Source organism: Xanthomonas arboricola pv. populi, from assembly GCF_002939945.1.
Classification (GTDB): Bacteria; Pseudomonadota; Gammaproteobacteria; order Xanthomonadales; family Xanthomonadaceae; genus Xanthomonas; species Xanthomonas arboricola_A.
On sequence record NZ_MDEB01000007.1, the window covers coordinates 137,781 to 151,005 of the forward strand.

Genomic DNA, 13,225 nt, shown 5'->3' on the forward strand with positions numbered 1-13,225 from the left:
CCATCGCTCAGACGTGGTAGACGTCGATGACCTGGCGGATGTAGTCGTTCTTCAGCACGATCTTCTTGCGCGCGATCAGCCAGCCCTCGCCCGCCTTGCGCAGGGAGACGAACATGGTCCCGAAGAACTGGTCGGTGGCCTTGTAGCGGTGACACAGCGTGTGGAAGTTGTAGCGCACGTCCACCGCGTCCTCGCGCTCGTCCAGCACCTCGACATTGAGCACGGCATGGCTGGTCCGCGGCTCCGGGGTTGACGCGCCGGAGCGCTCGGTCTTGATGCGGAACATACGGTCCTCCAGGCCCGAGCGATCCGGGTAGTAGATCAGCGAGATCTGCGATTGCGGGTCCTCGGTGAGCGCATCGTCGTCGTCCCAGGCCGGCATCCAGTAGGTGACGTCCTCGGCGTACATCGCCAGCCACCGGTCCCACTCGCGGTCGTCGAGCAGGCGCGCCTCGCGGTACAGGAAGGCGCGGATAGATTCGTACTGACTGCTCATCAAACCGCACTCTCGCCGCGTTCCTTGCGCAGCGCCTCGCGCATGGTGTGCGCCCAGTACTCGTGCTGGCGCACGAACAAGCCTTCATCCTCGCTGCGTTCGCCGGACAACAGCGGCGTGAGACCCATCCGCCTGGCGTTCTCGTCCGGCCCGTCGATCCACAGCGGCGCGCCGCGGCTCAGGTCGTTCCACAGCGCCGCGGTGGCCGCATAGCCGGCCTGGCACGCACGGAATTCCTCCAGGTCGTCGGCGGTCCCCATCCCGGAGACGTTGAAGAAGTCCTCGTACTGGCGGATGCGCAGCGCGCGGTCCTGCGCGCTTTCGCCCTTGGGCGCGAAGCAGAAGATGCTGATCTCGGTCCTGTCCACGCTGATCGGGCGGGTGACCCGGATCTGGGTGGAGAACTGGTCCATCAGGAACACGTTCGGGTACAGGCACAGGTTGCGGGTCTGGCGGGTGATGAACTCCGCGCGCTCCTGGCCGACCCGCTGGGCGATCTCCTCGCGGCGCGCCCAGACCGGGCGCACCTCCGGGTTCAGCGAGTTGGTCCACAGCAGGATGTGCCCGTTCTCGAACCCGTATACGCCGGCCACGCTCTTGCTCCAACCGCTGGCGTCCACCGCCTTGGTGCCTTCCTCCTTGCGCCGGCCCATGGTGGCGAGGTAGTTCCAGTGCACGGTGCTGACGTGGTAGCCGTCGCATCCGTTCTCCATCTGCAGCTTCCAGTTGCCGTCGTAGACGTACGAGGAATTGCCGCGCAGCACCTCCAGGCCGTTGGGTGCCTGGTCCACGATCTGGTCGATGATCACCCGTGCCTGGCCGAGGAACTCCTCCAGCGGCGCCACGTCGTCGCTCAGGCTGCCGAACAGGAAGCCGCGGTAGTTCTCGAAGCGCGCCACCCGCTTGAGGTCGTGCGAACCGTTCTGGCCGAACTGCGGTGGGTACTGGGTGGTCTTCTCGTCCTTGACCTTGAGCAGCTTGCCGGTGTTGGAGAAGGTCCAGCCATGGAACGGACAGGTGAAGCTGCCCTTGTTGCCGTGCTTGCGCCGGCACAGCATCGCACCGCGATGGGCGCAGGCATTGATAACCGCGTGCAGTTCGCCGGTCTTGTCGCGGGTGATGACCACCGGCTGGCGGCCGATGTGGGCGGTGTAGTAGTCGTTGTTGTCGGGGATCTGGCTCTCGTGGGCCAGGTACACCCAGTTGCTCTCGAAGATGTGCTTCATCTCGAGATCGAAAAGCGCCTCGTTGGTGAAGATGTCGCGGCGACACTTGAATTCGCCGGTCGCCTGGTTGTCCACCAGGGCGGTGGCCAGCAGGTCGTCCAGGTCGTCGGCACGATCGAGGATAACGGACATGATGGAGTCTCCAGGGACAGGTAGCGCCGGGATGGCGTGGTGGGCGTCGATGCCGACAGCGGATGCGCTGCCCGGCCTTGCGCGGATGGTGGTGCCTGCGGGCGGCGCATCGCCGCGCCGGGCGGTCAGAGGTGGGCGCGCAGGCGCTCGACCTTCTGGTTGTCCTGGCCGGCGACCAGCGTGGTCAGCTCCAGATCGAAGGTGATTTCCTGGTAGTCGTCCTGATCGAAGCCCAGCGACCTGCCGCCGGTCTTGCCGACCACGTGTGGCACCAGGCCCTCGCGGGTGGCGTAGGCGAAATCGTCCCAGGTCAGCGGATCGCCCTCGATGTTGAACTGGGTGGTTAGCTTGCGGTGGCTGTCGCTGGTGACGAAGTAGTGCACGTGCGCCGGCCGGTTGCCATGGCGAGCCAGCTGGTCGAGCAGTTGCTGGGTCGCGCCCTGCGGCGGGCAGCCATAGCCGACCGGCATCCTGGTCAGGACCTCGTAGCGGCCATCGGCACCGGTACGCACCGCGCCACGCAGGTTGAACTCGCTCTGCGCGCCGGTGGGGTCGAAGTGGGAGTAGAACCCTTTGGAGTTGGCATGCCAGACCTCGACCACCGCGCCGGCCACCGGCGTGCCGTCCGGTCCGGTGACCGTGCCTCGGATGTGCAGCGGGCCTGCATCGGCGTCCGCATCCTTGTCCAGCCGGGCTTTGCCGCCCTCCACCGGGGCACCCGCCACGTACAGCGGGCCCTCGATGGTGCGCGGGGTGCCCCCGGCGATCCCGGCCAGGCGATCCTCCTCGTCCAGGCGCAGGTCGATGTAGTGCTCCAGGCCGATGCCTGCGGCCAGTAGCGCCGCCTCGCCGTCGCGGCCCAGCTTGTCGAGGTAGTTCACGCCCGCCCAGATCTCGTTCGGGGTGAGGTCGAAGTCCTCGATGGTCCTGAACAGGTCGGACACGATCCGGTGAACCAGCTGCTTGAGCCGCGTGTTCCCGCCTTCCCCGTCAAGGTTGGCGACCGTGCGCAGGAAATCCTGCACCTGCTTGCCGTCGAAGATCATGACGCTCATGGGCTCGATTCCTCTTGGTTGCTCTCGTAGAGATGGCTGCCAGCGCGGTCCCCTCCCGATCGAGGAACGCTGCGGATGGGTTTTGCTCAGGTGTCGTCGGTGCGTATCGACGAGGGATGGCGCAGCAACGGCGTCACTGCGATCTTCATGTACGGGAACAGCGGCAGGCCGGTCAGAACCTCGTGCAGTTCCTGCACGCTCTCCACGTCGAAGATGCTGTAGTTGGCGTATTCGCCGGCGATGCGCCAGATGTGACGCCACTTCCCGCTGCGCTGCAGCTCCTGCGAATAGGCCTTCTCGCGGGCTTTGATGCCATCGGCCACCTCGGCCGGCATGTCCAGCGGGATGTTGACGTCCATGCGAACCTGGAAAAGCATGATTCAGCCTCCTTCTGCGGCAGCGGCCATGGATAACCAGCGCGCGGCGCCGCGCTGGAAGAAGCGCACGCGGTCATCGTCCAGGGCGATGCCCAGCCCCGGGCCGTCCGGCACGGTCAGGTGGAAGTCGCTGTAGTCCAGCGGGCGTTCGAGGATCTCCTCGGTCAGCAGCAACGGGCCGAACAACTCGGTGCCCCACTGCAGGCGCTCGAAGGTGGCGAACACATGGGCGGATACGATCGTGCCGACGGCCCCCTCGAGCATCGTGCCGCCGTACAGCTCGATCCCGGCCGCGTCGGCGATGTGCGCCACCCGTAGCGCCGCCCACGGACCGCCGGCCTGCTCGAGCTTGACCGCGAACACGTCGGCTCCGCCGACCCGAGCGATCTCGAACGCCGAACCGGGCCCGCTCAGCGACTCATCGGCCATCAACGCCAACGGGAAGCGACGCACCAAGCGGGCCAGGCCGGCGGCAGTTGCCACGGGCTGCTCGACCAGTTCGCAGCCGGCGTCGGCCAGCGCCGCCATGCCGCGCGCGGCCTCGCTCTCGCTCCAGGCCATGTTCACGTCCACGCGCACCGCGGCGCGGTCGCCCAGCGCCTTCTTGATCGCGGCGACGTGGGCCACGTCGTCTGCCAGCGCGCGCGCGCCGATCTTGAGCTTGAACACGTTGTGCCGACGCAGGTCGAGCATCTGCTCGGCTTCGGCGATGTCGCGAGCGGTGTCGCCGGACGCCAGCGTCCAGGCGACGGCCAAGCGATCACGGCGGCGGCCTCCCAGCAGCTCGGAGGCTGGCAGGCCGGTCCGCTTGCCCTGCGCATCCAGCAGCGCCGTCTCGACCGCGCTCTTGGCGAACCGGTTGTCCTTGACCATCTTGCCCACGCGCGCCATCAGCGCCTGTACGCGGGTGGCGTCCTGACCGATCATGACCGGCGCGAAGTAGACCTCGATGGCCTGCTTCATGCCCTCCGGGCTCTCGGCGCCGTAGGCCAGCCCGCCGATGGTGGTGCCTTCGCCGATACCGACCACGCCGTCGGCGCAATGCACCCGCACCAGCATCAGGGTCTGGCCATTCATCGTCGCCACCGAGAGCTTGTGCGGGCGGATCGTGGGCAGATCCACCAGTACCGCCTCGATCCGCTCGATGGTCACGGCAGGCACGGACATGGCGGCGGGGGTGTGAGTGCGTTCCATGGCGCGGATTGTTGGGACACCCCGGTCAGCACGTCCAAGACCATTTTTGTCTACATCAATACCCTCAAGGTATTATTGCCTCGATAAACCCAGCACATAAGATTTTATTGCACCGCAACATACCGAAATTAAATACCAAGATTCCGACCTCATTCTTTATGGACCTGCGCCAGCTCAAGTACTTCGTCACCGTCGCGCGCGAACGCAACTTCACCCGTGCCGCCGCGATGCTGCACATCGCCCAGCCCCCGCTGAGCCGGCAGATCCAGCAGCTGGAGGAGGAGTTGGGCACGCGCCTCCTGTTGCGCAGCAGCCGCCCCCTGCGATTGACCGACGCCGGCCGGCTGTTCTACGAGGAGGCGCTGCAGGTACTCGGACGGGTCGAGCAGATGAAGGACGCCGCGCGCCGGATCGGTCGCAGCGAGCAGCGGGTGCTGTCGATCGGCTTCGTCGCCTCCACGCTCTACGGCGGCCTGCCGATGGTGGTACGGCGATTGCGCCAGCATCGACCGGACCTGGACATCCGGTTGGTCGAACTGATGTCCGGCCAGCAGATCGAAGCGTTGAAGGCCGGGCGCATCGACCTGGGCTTCGGGCGCATCCGCAGCGACGACGCGGCGGTGGAACGCCTTGTGCTGCGCGAGGAACGGCTGGTCGTGGCGCTGCCGGCCGACCATCCGCTGGCATGCAGTGGCGCCGCGCTGGCACCGGCGGCGCTGACTGCCCAGCACCTGGTCGTCTACCCGAGCGAACCGCGCCCGAGCTTCGCCGACCAAGTGCTGTCCCTGCTGCAGGACCGTGGCGTGCGCCCGCTGGCGGTTCAGGAGGTACGCGAGCTGCAGACCGCGCTGGGTCTGGTCGCTGCCGAGACGGGGGTGTGCGTGATTCCAGCCTCGGTGCAGGCGCTGCGCCAGGACCTGCACTACCGCCTGCTCGACGACGAGCGCGCCACCTCGCCGATCATCATGAGCTATCGCCGCAACGACGACTCCGAACTGATCCCGCTGACCCGGCGGTTGATCCGCGAGATGTACGCCGAACGGCCGCCGTGGCTGGACACGGCCTACAATCGGCTGCTCTCGCCTTAGCCCGCTTCCACGCCCGATGCTCCAAGACGCATCCCCGCGCGATTACCTCGCCACCACCCGCCGCTGGATCGAGCACGCGATGATCGGCCTGAACCTGTGCCCTTTCGCCAAGGCGGTCTACGTCAAGCAGCAGGTCCGGCTGGTGCTGAGCGACGCCAGTACCCCCGAGGCGCTGCTGGAGGAACTGGCCGAGGAGCTGGTGCGGCTGCGCGACACGCCCGCCGAGGAGATCGACACCACGCTGATCGTGCACCCGGAGGTGTTGACCGACTTCCTGCAGAACGCCGACGCCGCGGTGGAAGCGCACCCTGGCCACGCTCGAGCGCCTGGGCGCGGACGGCTGGCGCTCGCTGCTGCAGCCCCCCCCGCCGCCCGCGGCCTGAGCCGCGCGGGCACTGCCGCCTACACATCGGCGCGAAGTGGCCGCTACAGTGGTGCTCTCCCCGCTGCCCGCGTCCGCCATGCCCCTCGTCCCGGAAATCGCCCCCTGGCCCACCGCCCCGCTGCAGGACCGCGTGCTCCTGGTCACCGGCGGCGCCCAGGGCATCGGCCGCGGCATCGCGCAGGCGGTGCTGGCCGCTGGCGCGCGGCATCGACGTGCGTTGCCTGGAGTTCGGCGACATGGAAACCAATCTGGCCGGTGCGCGCCAGAAGGTCACCGTCAAGCAGGGCATCGAGCAGACACAGGCCAAGCAGTTGGTCGCCAAGTTGAAGAAAGCCAAGCTCAAGGCCCAAGCGCAGATCAATGGCGACAAGCTGCGCGTGAGCGGCAAGAAGCGCGACGATCTGCAGGACGCGATGGCGCTGCTGAAGAAGGCCGATTTCGGGCTGCCGCTGCAGTTCGACAACTTCCGCGACTGAGCGCGCGTGGTGGCTGACACGACGCCTTGTGTTGCCGCGCTGGGCGCGCAGACCGCGCAGCGCGGCGTGTCGGCCATCCGACACCCGGGCATCGGTCACGGTCGCGCCGGCGCGTTACGGATCTGATGTGTCGATGCGCGGCCTGCTCTCCAGCTTGTTGCAACGCGCGCGCCCGGCCACAGCGCCCCAGGCGCCGTCCGCCGCCGGGACGGCGTGCGCCGTGACGCACGCACAGCCGCGCATCGAAACCGGCTCGACGCTGCACACCCTGGCCGGGCTGGACCCGGTGGCGGCTGCAACGTTTGCCGATGCCTTTGCGGCGGAAGTGCAGCGCGCCATCGCCAGCTGCACGCTCGGCCAGGCCGGCACCACCCAGGCGCAGGCACTGGAGCAGATCCATTCGCTCAAGAACACGCTCTCGCTGACCGGCTCACCCGAACTGCTGAACGCCTGCGACCAGTTGCGCGGCGATGTCGACGGCGGCGAACTCGGGTGCGCGCTTGCGCAGCGCTACACCGCGATTGCGACCGCGGCAGGCCTGCTGGTCAAGAATTACCGCCGCACCCTCCCCAACGACGACACCGGCCCCCATGCGTAGTGGATCCAACCGTGCAGCGCCCGGCCTGATTCTGGCCGCCCGGCAGTTGCGCAACGACCGGCTCGTGCGGCTGTTCGAATCGTTCCTGGAATATCGCGCCTGCGTCGGCCGGGTGATCGTGCAGACCATCGTGGCCCTGTGGTGCTTCGGCTGGCTGTACGGGCCGCAGCCGGTGCTGGTCAGGGATGCGCAGGCGGTCTTCCCCACCGCGGCGATGCTGTGGGGGGTGGCGGTGGTCTGGATGGCGCTGGTGCGACGCAGGCTCATCCCGCCGGGCGAGTGGCTGGATGCGATCGGGTTTGCGATGAACCTGCTGTTCATCGGCATCCAGACCTATCTGGCCTTCATCCTGCTGATGTCGCTGAATGCCTTCCTGCCCTTCATCACCATCGCCGCGGTAGCGCGCTATGGGCAGAAGGCGACGCTGCCGGTGCTGCTCAGCACCTTCGTGCTGATGCTGTTGACCGCGCCGGCCGGCTACTGGCTCTCGCGCCCTGCGTACTTCGTGTATGCGGTGGCGCTGAGCGTGGTGCTGCCGCTGCTGGTGGCGCGCATCGTCAGCGCGATGCAGGAGATCGCCTTGCAGGCGCTGGCCTCGCGCGATGCGCAAAGCCGCTTCATCAGCACCATGAATCACGAACTGCGCACGCCGTTGAACGCGGTCATCAACTGCGCGCAACTGATCGATAGCGACACCTTGTCGGCGCAACAACGCGAACTGATGCAGGCGATGACGGTCAATGCGATCGCGCTGCGCCACCGCGTGAACGAAGTGATCGACGTCGCCAGCATCGACGGTGGCCGGCTGCAGCTGCACAGCAAGCCGCTGAGCCTGCTCGACGTGCTGACCACGGTCAAAGCGGTGTGTGCGAGCGCAGCGTCCACCAAGGGCGTGGCGCTGGAACTGCGTAGCGAGGCGGCGCAGACGCCCTACGTCATCGGCGATGAGGGGCGTATCGAACAGGTCATCACCAATCTGGTCATCAATGCGATCAAGTTCACCCCGGCCGGTGGCGCGGTCGACGTGCTGATCGCCGCCACGCAGGTGCAGCAGCGCTGGGCGATCGCAGTGACGGTGACCGACACCGGCATCGGCATTGCCGACGACCAGAAGGCCTACATCTTCACGCCCTTCACCCAGCTCAGCACCGGTTTCAGTCGCGCCGAGGGCGGGGTCGGGCTGGGTCTGTTCATTGCGCTGTCGGTGTCCGACGCGATGGGCGGCAGCCTGAGCGTGCGCGACAACCCCGGCGGCGGCAGCGTCTTTCGCTGGACCTTCGAACTGGCCGCCGCCGCGGCGCAAGGCCGCCGGCCGCCGGCGCTGCGCGAGGCGCTGCAACAGCACGCCGCGACGGTGCCGCCGCTGCATTGCCTGGTGTTCGAGGACATGGACACCAATCGGCTGGTGATCGGCAATCTGCTCACCCGCGCCGGGCATCGGGTGAGCTTTCACAGCGATGGTAGCAACGCGGTGCAGCGCATCCGCGAGGCGGCGCCGGATCTGGTGTTTCTCGACCTGCACATGCCAGGCACCTCCGGCTGGGACGCGCTGCGTGCGGCGCGCGATACGATCGCCGCCCTGCCGCCGATCATCGTGCTGACCGCCGACACCCGCACCGATTCGATGCGCGAGGCCACCGCTGCCGGCGTGGCCGGCTATCTGTCCAAACCGATCAACGCGCACGAATTGCTGGCCATCCTCGCCGCGCAGGCCACCCATGCAACCGGCTGACCTGAAACCGGGCAACGCGGCACGCCGGCACTGGCACGCCGCTGCGCAGACGCGTACGCCGCTGGCGCTGTTGTACCTGCACGGGTTCACCGCCAGCCCGGGAGAAGCCGGCGAACTGCCCGAGCAGATGGCCGATGCGCTGGCTGCCAACCTGTACGTGCACCGTTGGCCCGGGCATGGCCGCAGTGCCGCCGATGCGATGCAGGGGCTGACGCCGGCGGCATTGCAGGTCTCGGCCATGGATGCCCTGGCGCAGGCGCAGCGCATGGGCGCGCGCGTGGCGATCGTCGGCTCGTCCATGGGCGCCACGCTGGGCCTGTGGCTGGCGGCGCAGCGTCCCGACGCGGTGGCTGCGATGATTGCCTGGTCACCGGGCATCCGGCCGGCCGACCCGGCGCTGCTGGATCAGGTCTGCACCGCACAAACGCCATTGACCGACCCACGCCCGCGCACCGCCGCGTCCCTGGCGTTCTGGTCGAACATCATCCACCCGGATGGATTCCGCGCGCTGCGCAGCCTGTTCGACGCGATTGCGGCCGATCCACCGTGGCCACGCGTGCAATGCCCGGTGTTTCTGGGCTATTACCGCGCTGCCAACGGCGACGAGGATCCAACCGCTTCGGTGCCGGCGATGCTGGCGATGTTCGCTGCGCTCGGCACTGCGCCGGAGCACACCTGCGCGATGGCCTTCGACACCGGCGCGCATGCGATCGGCTCGCCGCACAAGACCCCGCACGCCGATGCGGTTGCGCAGGCATCGATTGCGTTTTTGCGTGCGCATGTCGGCGCCAATGGCGCACGCCGATAACGCCCAGGTCCGCGTGAGGGCTGCAACTGCTGCGGGTTTTCTCGCACTCCGTCCACCGCTTCCTTCGCACCTGCTACTCGCGGCACCACAGTGGCGCAGCCGGCCGCGCCGGCAGCGATCGCATACACTGGCCCACCATCACGCCGCCGCCACGATGACGCCTACGCCTGCCACGCTCGACCCGTTGACCGCCACCCGCCAGTGGATCGAGCGCGCGGTGATCGGTTTGAACCTGTGCCCGTTCGCCAAGGCGGTCTACGTCAAGGAGCAGGTGCGTCTGGTGCTCAGCGATGCCAGCACGCCCGAAGCGCTGCTCGAACAACTGGCCGAGGAACTGGTGTTGCTGCGCGACACGCCGGCCGAGCAGATCGACACCACCTTGATCGTGCATCCGGACGTGCTCACCGATTTCCTGGACTACAACGACTTCCTCGACAACGCCGATGCGGCGGTGGAAGCGCTTGATCTGGACGGCGTGTTGCAGGTGGCCAGCTTCCATCCGGATTATCAGTTCGCAGGCGCGGCGGTGGATGATGTGGCCAACTTCACCAACCGCTCGCCCTTCCCCACCCTGCACCTGCTGCGCGAAGACAGCGTGGAGCGTGCGGTGGCCGCGTTTCCGGACCCGGACGCGATCGTCGAACGCAATATCCAGACGCTGGAACGCCTGGGCCAGGACGGCTGGGAGCGGTTGTTGAGCGCATCGCAGCACTGACGGCCGCATCGCGCGCGGCGGCGGCGCGCGATGCGGCCGTGTCGGAAACGCTTACCGCTGTGCGGCGCGCCATAGCTCGGCAAGCCGATGACGGCGCGGCAAGGCACCAAAAGCCAACAGGCCTGCGCCGCGCTTGGCGATCGCGTCGCTACGGCCGCCACGGCGCCCGCGTTACAGTGCGCGCGACCTCACTGCCATGGTGCGCCCGATGCCACTGACCCCCGCCGTCTCCGCCTGGAATCCCTCCCCATTGCAGGACCGCGTGGTGGTGATCACCGGCGGCGCCCAAGGCATCGGCCGTGGCATCGCGCAGGCGGTGCTGGGCGCCGGCGGCAGCGTGGTGATCGGCGACCTGGATGCCGATGCCGGCAACGCCTGCCTGCAGGAGTGGGCATTGCCGCGACGCAGTTGCGATGCCGCACGCGAGCCGCAGGCAGCGCGCCTGATCGCCACCACGCTCAAACGCTTCGGGCGACTCGATGGCCTGGTCAACAACGCAGGCGTGGCCGATCCGCATGTGCCGCCATTGCCGCAACTGGACTGGGACGAATGGAATCGCCGGCTGGCCAGCCTGCATGGCGCATTCCTGTGCAGCAAGCAGGCCCTGCCCGCATTGGCGCAGGCCCAGGGCGGCGGCGCGATCGTCAACATCGCCTCCACCCGCGCCTGGCAATCGGAGCCGCATAGCGAGGCCTATGCCGCCGCCAAGGGCGGCCTGGTGGCCTTCACCCACGCATTGGCGCTGAGCGAAGGCCCGCAGGTGCGCGTCAACAGCATCAGTCCGGGCTGGATCAGCACCGACGCCTGGCGCGCACCGCAGCGCCGGCGCACACCCAAGTTGTCACGGCGCGACCATGCCCAGCATCCGGCCGGACGGGTCGGCACGCCGGAAGACATCGCGCAACTGGCGGTCTATCTGCTGTCGCCGCAGCTGTCGGGCTTTGTGACCGGGCAGGACTTCATCGTCGATGGCGGCATGTCGCGCAGGATGCAGTACGTCTGAGGCGTTGCAGCGCAAGTGGCTTGCAGCAGACCGCGCATGCCGGGATCACCGCATCGGTGATCAGCGGCAACGCGGATCAGACTTGCTCGCCGCGGCCGAACAACACCTCAAGATCTCCCGCTCCCAGCGCGCGCCATTGCCCGGACGGCAGACCGTCCAGCGACAAGCCACCGATGCGGCTGCGGTGCAAGGCCACCACGTGATTGCCGGCGGCGGCGAACATGCGCCGCACCTGGTGGTAGCGGCCTTCGTGCAAGGTCAGGCGTGCCTCGCGTGGGCCGAGCACCTCCAGCTCGGCCGGCAGCAGCGGCTTGGTTTCGCCGTCCAGCAACAGCGTGCCGCTGGCAAACAGCGTCGCCTCGTCGCCGCGCAGGTCGTCGGCCAGGGTGACGTCGTAGACCTTGTCCAGCGCCGACTTGGGCGAAATGATCCGGTGCAGCAGCGCGCCGTCGTCGGTCATCAGCAACAGGCCGCTGGTCTCGCGATCCAGCCGTCCCACCGGCGCCAGCACCGGTGCGCGCGAACGGAAGCGCGGCGGCAGCAGTTCGTAGATCAGCCGGCCGCTGTCCTTGGTCGAGCAGGTGTAGCCGCCGGGCTTGTGCAGCAACAGGCTCAAACCCGGTGGCGGATCCAGCGGTTCGCCATCGATGCGGATCGTATCGTGCTCCACCTGGTCGTCGGCATACAGCACCTCGCCGGCGGCGTCGGTGACCGCGCCCTGGCGAAACAGCTGGGTCACCTGCTTGCGGCTGCCGTAGCCGAGGTTGGCGATGTGCTTGACCAGCTTCATGCGCGCGCTCCGCGGCCACGGATGGCGGAAATCAGCTTGAACCCGTCACGTTCGGCGGCCACGCGCACCTGCCCGAAGCTTTCGTTGAGCACGTACTCGTAGGGCAGATGCCGGTTTGCGACCAGCAGCAGCTGCCCACCCGGGCGCAAGGCCTGCGCGGCCACGGCGATGAAGCGCTGACCGATATCCGGGCGATCGGCACGCGAGGGCGTGTGGAACGGCGGGTTGCTGACGATGAAATCGTACTGCGCCCCCAGGCCGGCGGTGACGTCGCACCAGTGGTACTGCAGCTGCGCCGGATGCGCGATGGCCTGCAGGTTGCGCCGCGCCAGGGTCAGCGCACGCGCCTCGGCCTCGTACAGATCCAGTCCGGTGACCTTGGGGCAACGCGCCAGCACTTCGGCCGACAGATAGCCGAAGCCCGCACCCAGATCGGCGCCGTGCCCGGCCAGTGTGCTCGGCAGATGCTCGACCAATAGCGCGGAGGCGGGATCGATGCGGTCCCAGGCAAACACGCCTGGGCGGCTGACGAAGCGCCCGTCCAGAATGGTGCGCGGCGCATCCAGCGCGGCCCAGCGCGCCTGCAGCGCCGCATCGGTGTCGGCAGGCAACGGGGCGCTCCAGTAGGTGCGGCAATGGTGCTTGGTCAGGCTGCCGGCCAGGCCGGTGAGCTGACGCAGATCGGCTTCGCCCGAGCGCGCGCCCTCGTTGTTGGACTGGCAGGCCACCACGCGGCCGCCCGGCGCGGCCAGCGCCACCGCACGCGCAAACAAGGCACGCGCCTCCTCGCGTTGCCGCGGCGGCAGCACCAGCACCAGGGCGTAGCGGGTGCTGTCGGCCTCGATCTCGCTCTCTTCGCGCACGCTCCAGCCGTTGCGCTCCAGCGCCTCGGCGAAGGGGCGAAAGCTCTGCTCGCAGGTCAGCGCATCGGCGGCCGCGTGCTCGCGCAGCGGGAACCCGTCGCGCGCGCGCAGGAACAACACCGGGCCGCTGGGCCATGGCAGCACGCCCTGGGAGAAGGGCAGAAACAGAGCTTGAAGCGGGGCATCGTGCGGGCCAGCCATCGGATCATCGGGTCGGGAACAGGCCGCCATTGTAAGGGAGCGCTGCCTGCCGCCCGGCCCGGCGCTCGCTTGGGTGGGCGTTCGAC

Annotated in this window: 13 protein-coding genes and 3 pseudogenes; 9 read left to right on the forward strand and 7 right to left on the reverse strand. The window is 68.1% G+C overall.

The genetic code is table 11. The features are described from left to right. Nucleotides 1-7 precede the first annotated feature (7 nt). The 5 genes from benB to XaplCFBP3123_RS17315 form a co-directional block, all read right to left on the reverse strand. Nucleotides 8-496, reverse strand: coding sequence for a benzoate 1,2-dioxygenase small subunit (benB, locus tag XaplCFBP3123_RS17295; protein WP_104535144.1), 489 nt, complete (start codon nucleotides 494-496; stop codon nucleotides 8-10). Then, a complete protein-coding gene (locus XaplCFBP3123_RS17300; protein ID WP_104535145.1) occupies nucleotides 496-1,854 on the reverse strand; it encodes a Rieske 2Fe-2S domain-containing protein in 1,359 nt (452 codons plus the stop codon). The genes benB and XaplCFBP3123_RS17300 overlap by 1 nt, the downstream gene beginning before the upstream one ends. A 125-nt stretch (nucleotides 1,855-1,979) precedes the next feature. Further along, entirely contained in the window at nucleotides 1,980-2,909 is a 930-nt protein-coding gene (catA, locus tag XaplCFBP3123_RS17305; protein WP_104535146.1) for a catechol 1,2-dioxygenase, read from the reverse strand. A gap of 86 nt (nucleotides 2,910-2,995) precedes the next feature. Continuing rightward, on the reverse strand, nucleotides 2,996-3,286 hold the full coding sequence (gene catC / locus XaplCFBP3123_RS17310) for a muconolactone Delta-isomerase (RefSeq protein WP_104535147.1): 291 nt from the start codon (nucleotides 3,284-3,286) through the stop codon (nucleotides 2,996-2,998). Nucleotides 3,287-3,289: 3 nt separating this feature from the next. Next, nucleotides 3,290-4,480 (reverse strand): muconate/chloromuconate family cycloisomerase, encoded by a 1,191-nt coding sequence (locus tag XaplCFBP3123_RS17315; protein WP_301182407.1) that lies wholly within the window; start codon nucleotides 4,478-4,480, stop codon nucleotides 3,290-3,292. 8 nt (nucleotides 4,481-4,488) lie between these two features. On the opposite strand from XaplCFBP3123_RS17315, the gene XaplCFBP3123_RS17320 reads away from it, so the two are divergent. The 9 genes and pseudogenes from XaplCFBP3123_RS17320 to XaplCFBP3123_RS17360 all read left to right on the forward strand — a co-directional run bounded on the left by XaplCFBP3123_RS17320 (nucleotide 4,489) and on the right by XaplCFBP3123_RS17360 (nucleotide 11,285). Then, nucleotides 4,489-5,568: a LysR family transcriptional regulator gene (locus tag XaplCFBP3123_RS17320; RefSeq protein WP_253254235.1), complete on the forward strand. Its 1,080-nt coding sequence runs from the start codon at nucleotides 4,489-4,491 to the stop codon at nucleotides 5,566-5,568. 16 nt (nucleotides 5,569-5,584) lie between these two features. Beyond that, a pseudogene (locus XaplCFBP3123_RS17325) lies at nucleotides 5,585-5,872 on the forward strand (DUF1415 family protein); the annotation flags it as partial. A gap of 157 nt (nucleotides 5,873-6,029) precedes the next feature. Further along, a pseudogene (locus XaplCFBP3123_RS21730) lies at nucleotides 6,030-6,152 on the forward strand (oxidoreductase); the annotation flags it as partial. Beyond that, nucleotides 6,148-6,429, forward strand: a pseudogene (locus tag XaplCFBP3123_RS17335) (DUF520 family protein); the annotation flags it as partial. The pseudogenes XaplCFBP3123_RS21730 and XaplCFBP3123_RS17335, both read left to right, overlap by 5 nt. Before the next feature lie 133 nt (nucleotides 6,430-6,562). Then, nucleotides 6,563-7,027: a hypothetical protein gene (locus tag XaplCFBP3123_RS17340; protein WP_104535278.1), complete on the forward strand. Its 465-nt coding sequence runs from the start codon at nucleotides 6,563-6,565 to the stop codon at nucleotides 7,025-7,027. Further along, nucleotides 7,020-8,759: an ATP-binding response regulator gene (locus tag XaplCFBP3123_RS17345; protein WP_104535149.1), complete on the forward strand. Its 1,740-nt coding sequence runs from the start codon at nucleotides 7,020-7,022 to the stop codon at nucleotides 8,757-8,759. The genes XaplCFBP3123_RS17340 and XaplCFBP3123_RS17345 overlap by 8 nt, the downstream gene beginning before the upstream one ends. Continuing rightward, nucleotides 8,746-9,567: an alpha/beta hydrolase gene (locus tag XaplCFBP3123_RS17350; protein WP_104535150.1), complete on the forward strand. Its 822-nt coding sequence runs from the start codon at nucleotides 8,746-8,748 to the stop codon at nucleotides 9,565-9,567. The genes XaplCFBP3123_RS17345 and XaplCFBP3123_RS17350 overlap by 14 nt, the downstream gene beginning before the upstream one ends. Before the next feature lie 154 nt (nucleotides 9,568-9,721). Then, on the forward strand, nucleotides 9,722-10,282 hold the full coding sequence (locus XaplCFBP3123_RS17355; RefSeq protein ID WP_104535151.1) for a DUF1415 domain-containing protein: 561 nt from the start codon (nucleotides 9,722-9,724) through the stop codon (nucleotides 10,280-10,282). 208 nt (nucleotides 10,283-10,490) lie between these two features. Then, complete coding sequence (locus XaplCFBP3123_RS17360) at nucleotides 10,491-11,285, forward strand: SDR family oxidoreductase (RefSeq protein ID WP_104535152.1); 795 nt, start codon at nucleotides 10,491-10,493, stop codon at nucleotides 11,283-11,285. A 76-nt stretch (nucleotides 11,286-11,361) separates the two neighbouring features. Here the strand turns inward: XaplCFBP3123_RS17360 and XaplCFBP3123_RS17365 are convergent, their stop codons facing one another. Then, nucleotides 11,362-12,075, reverse strand: coding sequence for a pseudouridine synthase (locus XaplCFBP3123_RS17365; RefSeq protein WP_104535153.1), 714 nt, complete (start codon nucleotides 12,073-12,075; stop codon nucleotides 11,362-11,364). Continuing rightward, nucleotides 12,072-13,139, reverse strand: coding sequence for a class I SAM-dependent methyltransferase (locus tag XaplCFBP3123_RS17370; RefSeq protein WP_104535154.1), 1,068 nt, complete (start codon nucleotides 13,137-13,139; stop codon nucleotides 12,072-12,074). Before XaplCFBP3123_RS17370 ends, XaplCFBP3123_RS17365 begins: the two co-directional genes overlap by 4 nt. Between the last annotated feature and the right edge of the window lie 86 nt (nucleotides 13,140-13,225).

Coding starts and splice junctions, on each gene's coding strand:
- benB (WP_104535144.1), bottom strand. CDS start 496: ATGAGCAGTCAGTACGAATCTATCCGCGCCTTCCTGTACCGCGAGGCG.
- XaplCFBP3123_RS17300 (WP_104535145.1), bottom strand. CDS start 1,854: ATGTCCGTTATCCTCGATCGTGCCGACGACCTGGACGACCTGCTGGCC.
- catA (WP_104535146.1), bottom strand. CDS start 2,909: ATGAGCGTCATGATCTTCGACGGCAAGCAGGTGCAGGATTTCCTGCGC.
- catC (WP_104535147.1), bottom strand. CDS start 3,286: ATGCTTTTCCAGGTTCGCATGGACGTCAACATCCCGCTGGACATGCCG.
- XaplCFBP3123_RS17315 (WP_301182407.1), bottom strand. CDS start 4,480: ATGGAACGCACTCACACCCCCGCCGCCATGTCCGTGCCTGCCGTGACC.
- XaplCFBP3123_RS17340 (WP_104535278.1), top strand. CDS start 6,563: ATGCGCGGCCTGCTCTCCAGCTTGTTGCAACGCGCGCGCCCGGCCACA.
- XaplCFBP3123_RS17345 (WP_104535149.1), top strand. CDS start 7,020: ATGCGTAGTGGATCCAACCGTGCAGCGCCCGGCCTGATTCTGGCCGCC.
- XaplCFBP3123_RS17350 (WP_104535150.1), top strand. CDS start 8,746: ATGCAACCGGCTGACCTGAAACCGGGCAACGCGGCACGCCGGCACTGG.
- XaplCFBP3123_RS17355 (WP_104535151.1), top strand. CDS start 9,722: ATGACGCCTACGCCTGCCACGCTCGACCCGTTGACCGCCACCCGCCAG.
- XaplCFBP3123_RS17360 (WP_104535152.1), top strand. CDS start 10,491: ATGCCACTGACCCCCGCCGTCTCCGCCTGGAATCCCTCCCCATTGCAG.
- XaplCFBP3123_RS17365 (WP_104535153.1), bottom strand. CDS start 12,075: ATGAAGCTGGTCAAGCACATCGCCAACCTCGGCTACGGCAGCCGCAAG.
- XaplCFBP3123_RS17370 (WP_104535154.1), bottom strand. CDS start 13,139: ATGGCTGGCCCGCACGATGCCCCGCTTCAAGCTCTGTTTCTGCCCTTC.